We start from the raw sequence: 14,705 nt of genomic DNA, 5'->3' as shown, positions 1-14,705 counted from the left end.
ACTTTACATAAATTGCAATCATGAGAATCTTCAATATCATCTTTTGCCTGCTTTTCGTTTTTTCTGCTGCATTGCAATACAACGATCCTGATCCTTATGTATGGATTCCTATTTACATGTACGGTGCAATACTCTGCTGGTTTGCTGCAAAAGGTCGTTATTATCCCAGGCTATACTTATTGGGAATAGCATTGTACGCAGTATATGCTGTTTACCTGTTTGTTGAAAAAGATGGTGTTTGGGATTGGGCTACGGAGCATAATGCAGAAAATATTGCCGGAACCATGAAGGCTTCTACTCCCTGGATAGAAGATACAAGAGAGTTTTTTGGATTGGCTATTTTGATTGCTGTACTGCTGATTGATTATTTCTATGCTAAAAGGAAGATGATAAGCAGGGAAATAGCAAAGTAGCTCACTTCGTTTTTTTCATAATGATATCTATGTTTCCTGATCCGGGAAAATAATCCAGTCGCTGGGATTGGTAATTTTCTTTGCCTACAACTATCTTGTACTGGCTCTTTTGCATGTGGTAAGGTAATATTATTTTAAACAGTCCTGCTGCACTGGCGTTGATGACTGTGTCTGTATCAACGCTTATTAAGCAATCTGCAACAGGTTGGCCCTGTACGTCTTTAATATTCCCATAAATAGTTGCCAATGTTCCATTAGGTATCAGCGATAAATGAACTGGCAACTTGCTGATAATAATAGAATCTGCAGTAAGTTTCCAATAAGGAGAATTCATTTTTACGGCGGCTTTTTGATTTAAAAAAGATGCCGGCACTTGTTGAAACGTAACAGGCTGGTTGGCTAAAATAGTTCTGTTATCTTCCTTGTTACCAATATATAAATTCAACAGTCCGTTTTCAAAGGCCGGGTAGTCAGCGTTTAATTGTAGTGCTTTTTCTTTCTCCGCAAAAACAGTAATATCAAAAGGTTTATTCTTTTCATTGATATAATACCATATGGCCGCTCCTGCAATCAATATTAAAACAACCGGCAATATTTTTTTTGATTTGAAAAAGCTAACAGGCTTAGGCTTATACTGAGGGTCTTCATAATCTTTACCGGTATAAGCGGCAATCTGATCGAAATTTTCTTTATTGTAGAAAATAACCTGGTAATACCTAAGGCTTGCAGGCAGGTCTTTGATTTCAATATCATCCGTTACAACAGTAAGAATGTTTCCCTTCTTTCTTCCGGCTCTTTTTTCTCCTATATAAAATCCCCATTCTGCTTCAACCCATGATGAATTGAGGTATTCAACCTTACTGCTTACTACAATCATATGCCTGCATTCATCCAAAGCTTTATCAATAGCCTTTCGATAATCGCTGCTGCCTAACTGTGGTAAAGTTTCCGATGACAGAAAAACAGATAGTCCTTTTGAGCGCAGGTAAGCATACAGCGTTTTTGCTAACTCTACATCAGCACTTTTAAACGAAATAAAAATATCTATCGGCTTTTCCTGCGCTTCTGCCATTTGTGCCAGGTTTATTCTACCAGTAAAGTTTTTATTTTTTCAAAATCTTTATGTGTTATTCCTGCCTTTTCCAATTGGTCTATATCATCTATGCACATGCTAACATAACTTGTTCCATCTATATAGTTCCTGCCTTTTAATGATAAATATGTTTTTTTTGCATCATCAAATTTGTTTTGCAACAAAAGTGCGTGCGCCAGGTTTGCTTTTGCATACTCAATCTCTTTGTCGTAACCTTCCGGTTTTTTAAATGCAGGATTTAATGCTTCTGTAGCCGCCTCTTCAGCCTCTTTATATTTCTTACTGAATAATAAATACCAAGATAAGCTGTTTAAATCATGTCCTAATGATATGATATCGCTAAAATTACCTGCTTTTATATATGCCTTTTTCTTAGCAACCAGCGATTGTTGCAGCATAAGTTTATTACTAAGAGAAGTAGCCGTCTGAATATCATACATCATACCCGACAACTCCTGCACTGCTCTATCTGAATCACTTACCGAAGTGTATACTGAAGAATCCAGTTGCTGAATTCTTTTTAATTCATTATCTGTGCTTGAAATAAATGTTTTAATTGATTCGATATCCTCTTTGTATACACCGGGATACTTATCATCCAGGCGCTTATAAACAGGCAGTAGTTCTTTAAACTCCTGCAAATTTTGCTTAAGCAAATGTTCTTTTTCCTGTTTTGAGTATGCGGTGCCGGCATAGCGGTTAACAATTGCCACATCAAACATTATGTCGGCTATTGGCAATTCCATATTTTCTTTTGCCGCGGCATACTTTTTATAAATAGCAAGTGATTTGCTTAATAAAATTTTTGCAGATTCACTATTGTGAAGCGTGTATAATTTCGCCAGCTTTTGCTGCGCTTTTGCCAATGGTATATCAAAAGCGGCAGGTGTTTGACTGGCAAGCTTTTCATATAAACCGATGGCTTGCGTGTATAATGCTTCTGCAGAATCTGATTCTGCTGCCTCGTTAAAGAATATACCAAAATGGTAGCAGGTATTGGCAAGCGCCGGTTCATATACTTCCGGGGTTTGAGTGGCAAGTATACGGAATGATTGCAATGATGAACTGAAGTAATCATGGGCAGCAGTACTGTCTGGTTTGTTTACGGCATAAGTGCCAAGGTCTGCCCTTACCGTATATACATCTCCTAAAAGTGCTTGTACTTCTGCAGCCAACGGAGTAAATATCAAAGGGGAAGTTTGTTGAAATTTTTTGTATACCTCCAGCGAGTGTGTAAGCAATACTTTCGCTGCATCAAATTTTTTCTGCTGAATATATACAGCAGCCAGCTTTGTTTGAACTGCGGCAATATCAGGTTCCTGCGATAAAGGATATATGCTATCAAGACTTCTTCGTTTGCTTAATGCTTCCTTAAATAATTTTTCTGCCGCTGAATAATCATTGGTATACATGCTTAAAGCTGCCCGCCCGCTTTGTATTTCTGCCAATAGTAAAGTATAAATATTCCTGTTTGAAGATTTGATTTGATCAATAATGACCAATGCCTGCCGGTATTCATTTTCAGCTTTTGAAAACAGGCGTAATCTTCCGTGAATATCTGCAAGGGCGACAGCAATCTCAGTGAAGGGCTGAATAAATGTATTTACATCCTTTTTATATAAATTATTATAGATGCTGTAGGATTGCTGTATTAATCTTTCAGCATTACTGAATTGATGCTTTGTTTTTTTAATGATACCTGATTTATATAATGCGTCAGCCAGGTTGGGTCCAAAGGCATTTGCATTTGCCTGGTTAAGGGTGGTGAATACGGATATTAATTTTTCGAAAATCATATCCGCTTTATCAAAATCATTTTGATTATATAAAAAATCACCATAGCTGAAAAGGTTCTCATAATTAAGGCTGTCGTTTTCAGCAAGGAATTTTAATTTCCTCTCAGCCGTTTTCCAATCGAAACGAAGTTGTGCAAGGGTAATTTCCTCTTTTAGATTCCTTCGATGCAGGTTGATTGTATTGTATACACTTGCCAAAGCCGAATCATTGACAAGCGTTTTGCTTTTTAATTCCTTTAATCGCTGGTTGGCAATTAACAGGTTTTTTTCACTTTGCAATGTCTCACGAAGCAGGATAGCTTCTTCTATTTTTCCTTCAGTAAAATACGCATAAGCGGCTTTCTCGGTTTCCGATACGTCGTCCAGGTTTACCCGGCTTAAGGCTTCTGTTATTTCACCCAGGTTTCTCTGCGATCTTACATATTGTTCCTCCAGGGAGTCAATCGTTTTTTGATAATCGCTGCTTTGCTTATTTAATGCTGCCTTTTGTTTTTGCAAAGCATCCTTAAGTAATTTGTTTAGCAATATTTTGTTATCCTGGTTTTGTTTAGCCCAAACATCTGCCCTGCACATGATTATATTGTGCGGATGATTGAAGGGATCGAGCGGAAGATTTACCTCAAGTTTCGATTTTTCAGTAATAACCCATTTTTCCTTTTCAATAATAAGCACAGCACTATGGCCGGGTTTACCATTTTGAAAGTTTAAAGTATAGCTGCCATTGTCTGTAGTTAATGTTTGGTTTGCCAGCATCGACTTTACAATCACTCCTGTTACCGGTTTATTGCCGCTGTTTTGCTCAAATACAAAACCATATAGTTTTTGTGCATTTCCATTATGACATAATGCAACCAGAAGAAAAAGCAAAACGCTATACAGCTTATTCATATTCGCTTTATGAGCCTGTAAATAATAATAGTTGCCGCAGGATAAGATAGGTAGTTTAAATATAGAATATTTTATCAAGATGCATGCAGAGGAGTGTGAGTACATTCCAAATTGTCGCTGCACAAAAAAGGCGAAGCATAACAACTGATAACGCAGATCATGGCTGAATATCACAGAGTATATCCTGCAAGTTCCGCACAATCAGAGTATTCCGGGTTCTAATTATATACAATAAATGTACAAAAACAGGAATGCACCCTACAGCCCCCTTTATAGTATAAATAAAAAATAACTGATTAAATTTACAATCAGTGAAATGTGTCCTTGCCGCATATAAAAATGAATTAGCCTTTTCCAGATGATCACTTTATTCTATTCAAACACAAACCTGTTTTTATGCGTAATTACCTCCTGTTTGCCGTGGTATTGCTGTGCAATGTTGCTGCACATGCTCAACAAAAAGGATATTATCGTTATCCTGCCATTTATCAAAATACCGTAGTGTTTACTGCCGAAGGTGATTTATGGACTTATGATATCGGCAGTGGCAAAACAGCAAGGCTTACAACACATGCCGGTATGGAATCAGTCCCTTGTTTTTCTGTTGATGGAAAGCAGATTGCTTTTGTTGGGCAATACGAAGGACCATCAGAATTATATGTAATGCCTGCGGAAGGTGGTATTCCCCGCCGCATCACGTATGATGGCAGCGCAGTATACCCTTCCGGTTTTTTGCAGAATGGAAAAATATTGTTCAGGAGTAATCTTTACACGCAGATAGAAACGCCTCAACTGTTCACTATTGACCCGGTAAGCTTGCAGCGCGAACCAATTCCATTATGGCAGGCATCATTGGGGGTTTATGATGGCGATGGTAATTTATATTTTACCCGTTATCCCAACCAGGGCAGTAAAACAAAACGCTACCAGGGCGGGTTCATTGAGCAGGTATGGAAATTTGATGGTAAGCATGAGGCGGCTAATCTTACCGGCGATTTTAAAGGTACCAGTACGAGCCCGATGTTTTTTAACGGGCGTATATATTTTCTCAGCGACAGAGACGGCACTATGAACCTATGGAGCATGAATACTTCCGGAAAAGATCTGAAGCAGCAAACCTTTTCCAAAGGATGGGATCTGCAAACGCCTTCATTACAAAATGGTCGTATTGTATATCAAAAAGGAGCTGATATATGGTTGTATGATATTGCTTCCAACCAGGAAAAATTATTGTCAATAACATTACAATCAGATTTTGATCAGCGTAAACCACGCTGGATAAAAAACCCGACAAATACTATCAGTGATGCTGATTTATCGCCAGGCGGTAATTACGCGGCATTAATAAGCCGTGGCCGTGTATTTGTTTCGCCTGCTAAAAGCGACCGCTGGGTAGAAATACCAAAACAAGACGGTATCCGTCACCGTGAGATACATTTTATTGACGACAAAACCGTTGCTGTATTAAGCGACAAAAGCGGATCATTTGAAATATGGAAATTATCTGCCGACGGAAGTGACAGCGCAAAACAGGTAACACACAATACAAAAACGCTGATCAAAAATTTTTCAGTATCACCGGATGCCAAATGGGTAGCTTTTATAGATAAGAATGAGGCCCTGAGCATAGCAGATATGACAAATGGCAATGTTCAGTTTACCTATGATAGTTCGTATGGCGGTATACAGGAACTTGTATGGTCGCCCGATAGCAAATACCTTACGTTCCAGCACAGCATCAGCAATCAGAACAGCCAGATATGCATATATGATATTCGTAAAAAATCTATGCGCCCCATTACCACTACCCGGCTCGATAGTTATAGCCCTTCGTGGAGCAAAGATGGTAAATGGCTGTATTTTCTCTCTGACAGAAACCTGAAAACAAAAGTGTTCAGCCCCTGGGGCTCACGCCAGCCTGAACCTTATTATACTGAAACGACTAATATGTATGCAATGGCGCTCGACAGTGCTGCTAAATTTCCTTTTGTGGTGGAAGACTCATGGCTGAGTGATTCGCTATGGATGGAAAAAAAAGAAACAGTAGCTGATGGTAAAAATAAAAAAGCAAAGACTGTTAAACCTGCAGAGCCGGCAGAAATAGACTGGAATCGTGTTACAGGTGAATTGTACGAGGTGCCGGTTAAGAGCGGGAACTATAATGCGTTGCTGGTAGCCGATGGTTATTTGTATTGGCTGGATAGAGGAAATGAAGGCGGAAGAGATGGAGCCGCATTAATGGCATTAAAAATTGAAGCTGCTAAAAAATACGAGCCTGTTGAGGTTGCCAAAGGTATAAGTGCAATTGTGCTTTCACAAAAGAAAAATAAAGCATTGCTTTTTTACCAGAACCGTTCAATGGCGATAGCGGATGCAAACGGGCAAAAAGTGGATGCCGAAAAATCAAAGCTTGCTTTAGACAACTGGTCGTATGTGCTGGATCCGGTGCAGGATTGGAAACAGATATTTCATGATGCATGGCTGCTGATGCGAGATTATTTTTATGACAGGAAAATGCATGGCGTTGACTGGCTTGCGATACGCAAACAATATGAGCCTTTGGTAGAAAGGATCACGGATCGCTATGAACTGGATGACCTGATCAGCCAGATGGTCGGTGAGTTATCGGCATTACATACGTTTGTAGGGGGCGGTGATAAACGGTATTCGCCCGACCAGATGCCGATGTCTTTTTTAGGTGCACATACAGAGCGTACGGCAGAAGGAGAAAAGATCGTACATATTTATAATACAGACCCTGACTATCCTGATTTTCGTTCTCCGCTTGCCATGCGTGGGTCTAAGATCCGTGAAGGAGATATCATTACCATAGTTGATAATATTCCGGTTAAAGAAGTTGCGGCTGTGCAGGCCTTACTACTGAACAAAGTAAACCGCCCGGTAAAGCTGACACTGGTTGATAAAGCAGGTAAAACTTATAATGAAGTTATTAAGCCCTGCGCATGGTATACAGATAACCTGCTCCGGTATAATGAATGGGAATTGACCAACCGTGGAAAGGTGGATAGCATGAGCCATAATGATATCGGGTATATTCATTTGAAAGCAATGGGGAGTAATGATATGGATGATTTTGTAAAACAATTCTATCCTGTATTTGACAGGAGCGGTTTGATAATAGATGTGCGCAATAATAATGGCGGCAATATAGATAGCTGGGTATTGGAGAAGCTGATGCGTAAGGCATGGATGTACTGGCAGGCGCGTGCCGGTAAACCTACATGGAATATGCAATATGCTTTCCGTGGGCATATGGTTATTTTGTGCGATCAGCAAACTGCATCTGACGGGGAAGCAATAACTGAAGGCTTCCGTAGACTGGGGTTAGGTAAAGTGGTGGGCATGCGCACCTGGGGCGGAGAAATATGGCTTACCGGCAGTAACCGGCTGGTAGATAATGGCGTGGCTACCGCCGCGGAGTTTGGTGTATATGGACCAGAAGGGCAGTGGCTTATTGAAGGAGAAGGGGTTATCCCGGATATTGAAGTAGATAATCTTCCGTTTGAAACTTATAAAGGAAAAGATGCACAACTGGAGTATGCGGTAAAGCATCTGCAGGAGCTTATTAAAGCGAAACCGGTGCCTGTGCCACCGCCACCACCTTATCCCAATAAGGCATTTAAGTATGATCAGAAAAATTAAAAGCGGCAGGAACTGCCTGTTCTTTGAAAGAAAAAGAGGAGAATGTTTCGTCATTCTCCTCTTTGTGGAGCTGCAGGGAGTCGAACCCTGGTCCAAACAAATCCGCCATACGCCTTCTACATGCTTATTTGATGATTAATTGTCGGGAACAAACCGGACATCAACATACCAATGTATTCCTTAGCTGTATAGGTCTTATGTTATGCGCACAGCCTTGCATAACAGCATTCCGTTTTCTTTTTAAGTCGGCGGCGGCCCTCGGTAACAGACAGACCCGGACGGCGGCCCAAATGACTAACTAATCACTGATTAGGCAGCCATGGCATACTGTGTATTGCCATTTAAATTGTTGAATATTCAGATTAAGGTGCTAATTATCCAACGCACCGCATGCTTACTCGTACAAAGAACTTTGCTGTCAAAACCGGTCAGCCCCGGGAGGTAATTTGAAAATTTGAAAGTGTGGAAATTTGAAAATGAAGAATAAACCACAATTATTTTTTTTCAAACCAACTGCAAATATACAAACCATAAACAACAATCCCCCAACACCCCCGCGACATCCCCATCTCAAATCAAAAATCTCAAATCAGAAATCTCAAATCTTAAAATATTCTTTCATCACTTTTGCATAATCCGCAAATGCAATATCCGGCTCCATTAGTTCAGGATGCCAGAGCTTTTCCCATTCAAAGCTGTAAAACCCTTTATATCCATCTTTGTGTAAAAGATCAATGGCTTCAAAAATGGGTACCTGTCCCTTGCTTAACAGCACATAGTTAACTTTATCTCCATCAAGGGTAGCATCTTTAATATGCGTATGGCGGATATATGGTTTTAATTTGGGATATACTTCTGCCGGAGGTTCTTTGGTTATTGTCCACATATTGGCAATATCCCACACCAGCGCCACTTTGGGATGATTTACCGATTCCATAATTCTTACAAGGTCAGCGGTATATACCACATCGCCATGTGTTTCCATCAGCACCGTTACTTTGGTATTTTTTGCGTAGTCGCCTAATGTTTTTAAACCATCAATAATTAATTCTATTACCGCATTTCTTGTATCATCTTTCGGAAGCTTGTTAGGGAATACACGTATGTATGGGCAATTCAATTGCTGCGCTAAATCTATGTAGCGTTTTGCTTCATCAATATTTTTTTCCCGCTCTGCCTTATTGGTATAATGCAGCGCGGTTGATGCGCCAAGATTGATGATGCGTAATTTATGTTGCTTTAATTTTTGCAGGGATGTACGGATGTTTGCCGCGCTGAAATCCGGGGCTTTGCTAAGATCAATTTCACGGTGTAAGCCACGGAATTCTATACCGCTGAAACCATGCCGGGCAGCGAAGCTCAGTATCTCATCGAAACTCCAGTCAGGGCAACCCAACGTGGAAAATGATAATAAGGGTTTGGTTGCTTTCATATCAAAGCTATACCCGATAAGCGGTATAGGCAGCAGCGCCGCGCTGCTTTTTAAAAAATCCCTTCGATTAAAATTCTTCATAATATTTTATATTAAAACAAATAAATACAGTTTCGCTCACTATATTTTCCGGGACTGTATCCATTCACTCAAATTTTCTGCCGTTTACTCAGTGTAATGTAAAACAAAGCGGAAAGGACATTAATCTTGTGTCAGGTTTTTCATAAGATATTGGATTAAAACGGGCATTGATTTCCATCAAAGCCCTTTTTTTTTGCTTCTTCGGGAACCGCGACAATTTTCCTGGTATCATAATTAAAACATACCATCCCTGTTTTTGCGAGCGCTACAATAGTCTTTTTTTCACCTGCAGTTACTTCCAGTTTATAAAAAATATCAAAACTTAGTTTATCAAAACCGGGTATTGTAACAGATGCATAAAGAAGATCTCCATAAAATAACTCCTTTTTAAACTCTATCGCTACATCGCTCATAATTAACCCTGCCCCAAAAAAGTTTTTCTCATCGCAGCCAAACTTTTTCAGAAACTGTATTCTTATCTCATGTAAAATAGATAGTATACTGTCGTTACCAACATGACCACCATAGTTTACATCGGTAATGCGGATTGGTATGGTTGTTTGAAAAGAAAATGTTGAGGGAACTTCCAGCTTTACCCTTGCCATGCTTTTGGTTTTAAGTAAAGATAAACAGCAGGTTGTTCTTTAAAAATTATTTCCCGTTGTTTTGATGAAGCAGTTGCATGAGCTCTGCAATATCCATGAAGTTATTAGCTGAAGGCACAAAGGTGGAATTGCTTACTTTTTCCTTCCACTCCCTGAAAATATTTTTCCAGTAACGGCTTTCTCTTAAAATTACATCAAGCAATTCTTCATTGCCGCTGCCATTTAAGTATTGTATGGTATTTCTGAATTTTGAAGAAACGCGGATAGATTGTCCATCGGGGCCGGTCATTAAAAAATAACTGTTAGGCAGATCAAGCAGGCTGATATCTTCTTTTATTTCACCTTTAAGATTACGAACCCGTTTGCTGGAGCTGCTTCCAAGGTCATATTTATCGGTAACAGCAGATTGCGCTGCCTCTACAAATGCCAAAGAAGGTGTGCTGATGGAAACACCTCCTTCATTGTATGTTGTATTATGTTGCCTTATGCTTTCCTGCTTCCTGTTCTTACTTATTTCAAAAGAAGAAGCTATTAATGATTTGTCCTTTTTGGCAGATGGTGCAGATTGATCAGCAGCAACCTCCTGCTGCACATTATTTTTACCTGCATCATTGTTTTGCCGGGGCTTTACAGTTTGCTGCGCTGTGGGTTTGTCTGCCTCAGCTTTGTTGGTATTAATAAAATAATTGGTGGTAAAAAACAGTATACCAATTACGGCAGCCGCCGCGGCTATTTTAAAAATTCCTGAAAGACTGATTACAGGTACTTTGCCGGTTGTATTACCATCAAGTACTGCCTGGATATTATTCCATGCGGCGGATGGAGGTGTTACCTCTGCGTTAAATAATTTATCCTTAAATATGATGTATTCATTATCCAGGTCACCGGTTATTTTGCTCCACAAGTGCTCCGGCGGGGCTTCTTCGGCATGAAACAACTTATCCTTGAAAACGATACACTCGTTATCAAGATCATGCACGATCTTGTTCCACACATGTTCAGGTGGGATTACTTCGTGTTCATATAGTTTTTTGTTCCATTCCATGGTTGTCAACAGGGTAGCTTTTTTATGATGGTGTTAATCTGGTTCTTATAATGTTTTGCAAAATGCCCTTTGCTCTTGCCAATTGCGATTTGCTTGTTCCCTCACTTATGCCTATCATTTCCGCTATTTCTTTATGTGAATAACCTTCTATCACATAAAGGTTAAATACTGTTTTATAGCCCGGTGAAAGTTCCTGTATAATACCCATCAGGTCTTTCATATTCAGCGAATCCAGTGCTGATAAATCTTTGGCTTCAAGCGCGTTCTCATGCCCTTCGGTAACCGGGTAAAGATTTACCTGCCGGCGATAATGTTCAATAGCGGTATTTACAAAAATCCTTCTAATCCATCCCTCAAAAGAACCCTCGCCCCTGTACATGTGAAGATTCTTAAAAACTTTTACAAAACCATCCTGTAGAATATCCTGCGCGTCTTCAGCTTTATTGGCATATCTAAGGCAGACGGCATACATTTTCGGAGAGAAACGTTGATATAAAATCTCCTGCATTCGTCTTTCGCCGGCAATGCAGCCTTTTATTAAGTCGGCTTCGGTGGTCGTATGGTTGCTTTGTATAGACATTTTTCTGCATTAATATTGAGCCATGTTAATTACCTGGCTATTGCTGCGGGTGTTTTATCTTATTAAGTAAGAAAGATATTAGTTTTTTCATTGCCTTTCCTCTATGGCTGAATTTGTTTTTTTCTTCCAGAGACATTTCGGCAAATGTACGGGTATCACCTTCCGGTACAAAAACGGGGTCATACCCAAAACCGGCTGTTCCACGGTAATGCCCTATGATCTGCCCTTCGCAAATACCCTCAAACTGATGCTCTTTTCCATTGATTATTAAAGATATAACTGTTCTGAAGCGGGCTGAACGATCGGTCTTCCCTTCAAGATTGTGCAATAATTTATCAATATTGGCTGCAAAATCGCGCCCATCACCTGCATACCTGGCGCTTTTTACGCCCGGCTCTCCGTTTAAAGTATATACTTCCAGCCCGGTATCTTCTCCAAAACAATCAGTGCCGGTCATTTTATAAATGGTTTCAGATTTTGTCCGGGCATTCTCTTCCAGCGTGTTATAAGGTTCGGGAATGTCGGTATCAATGCCTGCTTCTTTCAGGGTGACAATATCAAAGCCGTTTCCCAGGAAAGCACGTATTTCGGCAACCTTGTGTTGATTATTGGTAGCAAAAATGAGTTGCTGCATAGGTTAATAATTATAATTGGAATAACTGTTTTAAACTGGCCCAAAGCTGTGCTTTTATGGCTTTATCAGTCTCAATTACATTGAGTGAGGGGGCAGAAAGGTACATTACATTATTAAAGCGCTGTACCTGGAAATGCGGGAACTGTAAGGGCAATGATATGTCCTGCGCGCTAACATCAAATAATATCGTTTTTTCAGGATTGGTAATATTGTTGATGGCAGTATACCCGGCATTATTTGCAGACAAAATATTAATTAATGCCACATCTGCCATATTAAGTCTACAGGCATTTAATATACCTGCAAGAAAATTGAATAGCTTATCGTTCAGAAACGGCGCATCAGCAGCCCTTACAAGTATGCTGATATTTTTTTTATTTGATCCAAGATATTTTATGGTATCTGTTTGTTCTTTTACAGGGTTGGGCTTTTCGGTGGATTGTGTATCAATAACAGGCGAAGTATATAGCTGAGCCAGCGTTTCGGGAGACAAAATAATTTGTTTTAAGCTCATGTTAATTTGATTAGCGGCTTTTAAGCCAGCCGGTTTTTTCGTTTCTTTGCAACAAAAATAGTGTTTTATGGTTGCCGCAATGGATATAAAAGTAACAAGGATAGAAAGGAGTAAGCTGAACGACGTGTCGCTTGAAAACCTTCCTTTTGGAAAATATTTTACCGATCATATGCTGGAAGCAGAATATGAAAATGGTAAGTGGACGAACGTGGAGATCAAGCCTTACCAACCACTTGTTCTTGATCCTTCACTTGCGGCATTACATTACGGGCAATCTATTTTTGAAGGTATTAAAGCCTATAAGGATGCTGATGGCGAAGCATTTATTTTCAGACCTTACGACAATTTCAAGAGATTCAATACTTCTGCGCAAAGAATGAATATGCCTGAAGTGCCTGAAGAAATTTTTATAGAAGGGATGCGCCAGCTCATTGCCCTGGATAAAAACTGGATACCCAATAAAAAAGATCACTCGCTGTACATCCGTCCGTTTATGTTTGCAACGGATCAGATACTGGGTGTTCGCCCTTCTGAAACGTATAAGTTTTTGATCATTTTAAGCCCAACCGGGCCGTATTTTCCCAAACCAATGAATATACTGGTGGAAGAAAGATACACCCGCGCCGCTCCTGGTGGTGTTGGTTTTGCAAAAAACGCGGGTAATTATGGCGGAAGTATGCTGGCGGCTACAAAGGCACAACAGCAGGGCTACGACCAGGTACTATGGACGGATGCTTTTGAACATAAATGGCTACAGGAAGTAGGTATGATGAATGTGTTTTTTGTAATAGATAATGTAGCGCTTACACCTTCTTTAGAAGAGGAAACTATCCTGCATGGTGTTACAAGAAACAGCGTGATAACAATATTACAGGAAATGGGTGTAAAAGTGGAAGAGCGCCGTATTCATATTGATGAGGTGGTAAATGCCCATATTGAGGGGAAATTACAGGAAGTATTTGGAACAGGCACTGCGGCCACCATTGCCATGATACAGAAATTGAAGTATAAAGATTATGTGATGGAATTTAATGAAGCCAACTGGGCGTTAAGCTCAAAGGTAAAAGCGAATATGGATGCCATTAAAGAAAGAAAAGTGGCAGATACACATGGTTGGTTATTAAGCATTTAGATATTAGCGATCAGCCGCCAGCCATCAGCAGTCGGCTGTCAGCATAACAACCTGATACCTGCCTGAAACCTGATATCTCATACTGGTATGATATTCTATATGGTATAGTCAAATGACTTTGACTATGACAAAAAGAATGTTTAACACCGCATTGCTTTGCGCTGTAATTATCGTAGCTGTTAATGTGTTTTTGGCCTGTAAAAAAGATAAAGACGAGAATCCAAGTATTGGTTATAAAGAATATAGCCTCTATAATTCCTCCAGTGGCAGCCCTGTAGACGCAGGGAGTTTCCGCATAGACCAACTGGCAAACGGTAATGCAAAAATCACTATTTCCATAAGCCAGCCTTTCCGGCAGTCAAATGCTACTTTTGAGGCAGTAATAAATAAGGAAGATGCATCAGGTAATGAGTTGGTTTTCTCGAACTTAGGTTTGGTAAACGGTAATACAGGCTCATTGGTAACCAGTCCTGTAATGAGCAGTGGCTCTAATCTACCCATAAAATACACCGACCTGGTGGGGCAAAAGGGGTATTATGTGAAAGTGCTTAATGGGGCAAATGTGCAGGCAAGGGGAGATATAGATTGAGGTATCAGCATTTAGCTATCAGCGATCAGCTTTCAGCAGCGTTTGCGGCTTCGGGGGATATTTTTATAAATGGTTGCAGGTTATGAGTTGCAGGCTTTTTGGATCCCAACAGCATGTCTTGTCCTAGCATAAGTAGACAGATTTAAGAACAAAAAAATCTGTAATACCATGACAAGAGATGTCCAAACGGTGATCCGGTATAGTATTAGCTTTAAGCAAAAAGTAGTCAGAGAGTTAGAA

Annotated in this window: 12 protein-coding genes and 1 other RNA gene; 4 read left to right on the top strand and 9 right to left on the bottom strand. The window is 40.0% G+C overall.

Annotation, left to right across the window (positions count from 1 at the left end; genetic code table 11):
• The first annotated feature begins 20 nt into the window (after positions 1 to 20).
• The gene (locus DC498_RS22620; protein WP_116876430.1) at positions 21 to 413 is read left to right on the top strand and encodes a transmembrane 220 family protein; all 393 of its coding nucleotides are present in this window, start codon (positions 21 to 23) and stop codon (positions 411 to 413) included.
• A gap of 1 nt (position 414) precedes the next feature.
• Here the strand turns inward: DC498_RS22620 and DC498_RS22615 are convergent, their stop codons facing one another.
• Together DC498_RS22615 and DC498_RS22610 are read right to left on the bottom strand one after the other, a co-directional pair.
• Positions 415 to 1,485: a toll/interleukin-1 receptor domain-containing protein gene (locus DC498_RS22615; RefSeq protein ID WP_116876429.1), complete on the bottom strand. Its 1,071-nt coding sequence runs from the start codon at positions 1,483 to 1,485 to the stop codon at positions 415 to 417.
• 11 nt (positions 1,486 to 1,496) lie between these two features.
• Positions 1,497 to 4,190, bottom strand: coding sequence for a tetratricopeptide repeat protein (locus DC498_RS22610; protein WP_116876428.1), 2,694 nt, complete (start codon positions 4,188 to 4,190; stop codon positions 1,497 to 1,499).
• A 396-nt stretch (positions 4,191 to 4,586) separates the two neighbouring features.
• Between DC498_RS22610 and DC498_RS22605 the strand changes: the two genes are divergently transcribed.
• Positions 4,587 to 7,853 (top strand): S41 family peptidase, encoded by a 3,267-nt coding sequence (locus tag DC498_RS22605; protein WP_116876427.1) that lies wholly within the window; start codon positions 4,587 to 4,589, stop codon positions 7,851 to 7,853.
• Between the two features lie 62 nt (positions 7,854 to 7,915).
• Here the strand turns inward: DC498_RS22605 and ssrA are convergent.
• From ssrA to DC498_RS22570, 7 genes are all read right to left on the bottom strand, one after another.
• Positions 7,916 to 8,289, bottom strand: a transfer-messenger RNA (tmRNA) gene (gene ssrA / locus DC498_RS22600).
• Between the two features lie 162 nt (positions 8,290 to 8,451).
• The gene (locus DC498_RS22595) at positions 8,452 to 9,366 is read right to left on the bottom strand and encodes a sugar phosphate isomerase/epimerase family protein (RefSeq protein ID WP_116876426.1); all 915 of its coding nucleotides are present in this window, start codon (positions 9,364 to 9,366) and stop codon (positions 8,452 to 8,454) included.
• A gap of 155 nt (positions 9,367 to 9,521) precedes the next feature.
• Positions 9,522 to 9,971 (bottom strand): acyl-CoA thioesterase, encoded by a 450-nt coding sequence (locus DC498_RS22590; protein ID WP_116876425.1) that lies wholly within the window; start codon positions 9,969 to 9,971, stop codon positions 9,522 to 9,524.
• Positions 9,972 to 10,017: 46 nt separating this feature from the next.
• Positions 10,018 to 11,016 carry a hypothetical protein gene (locus DC498_RS22585; RefSeq protein ID WP_116876424.1) on the bottom strand — a complete coding sequence of 333 codons (999 nt, stop codon included), beginning with the start codon at positions 11,014 to 11,016 and terminating at the stop codon, positions 10,018 to 10,020.
• Positions 11,017 to 11,038: 22 nt separating this feature from the next.
• Complete coding sequence (locus tag DC498_RS22580; RefSeq protein ID WP_116876423.1) at positions 11,039 to 11,596, bottom strand: RNA polymerase sigma factor; 558 nt, start codon at positions 11,594 to 11,596, stop codon at positions 11,039 to 11,041.
• Positions 11,597 to 11,633: 37 nt separating this feature from the next.
• Positions 11,634 to 12,230 (bottom strand): RdgB/HAM1 family non-canonical purine NTP pyrophosphatase, encoded by a 597-nt coding sequence (gene rdgB, locus DC498_RS22575; RefSeq protein WP_116876422.1) that lies wholly within the window; start codon positions 12,228 to 12,230, stop codon positions 11,634 to 11,636.
• A 10-nt stretch (positions 12,231 to 12,240) separates the two neighbouring features.
• A complete protein-coding gene (locus tag DC498_RS22570; RefSeq protein ID WP_116876421.1) occupies positions 12,241 to 12,744 on the bottom strand; it encodes a hypothetical protein in 504 nt (167 codons plus the stop codon).
• A gap of 67 nt (positions 12,745 to 12,811) precedes the next feature.
• On the opposite strand from DC498_RS22570, the gene DC498_RS22565 reads away from it, so the two are divergent.
• Entirely contained in the window at positions 12,812 to 13,876 is a 1,065-nt protein-coding gene (locus DC498_RS22565) for a branched-chain amino acid aminotransferase (protein ID WP_116876420.1), read from the top strand.
• A 124-nt stretch (positions 13,877 to 14,000) separates the two neighbouring features.
• Positions 14,001 to 14,465, top strand: coding sequence for a hypothetical protein (locus DC498_RS22560; RefSeq protein ID WP_133176951.1), 465 nt, complete (start codon positions 14,001 to 14,003; stop codon positions 14,463 to 14,465).
• Positions 14,466 to 14,705: the final 240 nt, after the last annotated feature.

Source organism: Terrimonas sp. (assembly GCF_003075435.1).
Classification (GTDB): domain Bacteria; phylum Bacteroidota; class Bacteroidia; order Chitinophagales; family Chitinophagaceae; genus Agriterribacter.
The sequence above is the reverse complement of the archived record's forward strand: the minus strand, read 5'-3'. Positions and strand labels throughout refer to the sequence as shown.

Coding starts and splice junctions, on each gene's coding strand:
- DC498_RS22620 (WP_116876430.1), top strand. CDS start 21: ATGAGAATCTTCAATATCATCTTTTGCCTGCTTTTCGTTTTTTCTGCT.
- DC498_RS22615 (WP_116876429.1), bottom strand. CDS start 1,485: ATGGCAGAAGCGCAGGAAAAGCCGATAGATATTTTTATTTCGTTTAAA.
- DC498_RS22610 (WP_116876428.1), bottom strand. CDS start 4,190: ATGAATAAGCTGTATAGCGTTTTGCTTTTTCTTCTGGTTGCATTATGT.
- DC498_RS22605 (WP_116876427.1), top strand. CDS start 4,587: ATGCGTAATTACCTCCTGTTTGCCGTGGTATTGCTGTGCAATGTTGCT.
- DC498_RS22595 (WP_116876426.1), bottom strand. CDS start 9,366: ATGAAGAATTTTAATCGAAGGGATTTTTTAAAAAGCAGCGCGGCGCTG.
- DC498_RS22590 (WP_116876425.1), bottom strand. CDS start 9,971: ATGGCAAGGGTAAAGCTGGAAGTTCCCTCAACATTTTCTTTTCAAACA.
- DC498_RS22585 (WP_116876424.1), bottom strand. CDS start 11,016: ATGGAATGGAACAAAAAACTATATGAACACGAAGTAATCCCACCTGAA.
- DC498_RS22580 (WP_116876423.1), bottom strand. CDS start 11,596: ATGTCTATACAAAGCAACCATACGACCACCGAAGCCGACTTAATAAAA.
- rdgB (WP_116876422.1), bottom strand. CDS start 12,230: ATGCAGCAACTCATTTTTGCTACCAATAATCAACACAAGGTTGCCGAA.
- DC498_RS22570 (WP_116876421.1), bottom strand. CDS start 12,744: ATGAGCTTAAAACAAATTATTTTGTCTCCCGAAACGCTGGCTCAGCTA.
- DC498_RS22565 (WP_116876420.1), top strand. CDS start 12,812: ATGGTTGCCGCAATGGATATAAAAGTAACAAGGATAGAAAGGAGTAAG.
- DC498_RS22560 (WP_133176951.1), top strand. CDS start 14,001: ATGACAAAAAGAATGTTTAACACCGCATTGCTTTGCGCTGTAATTATC.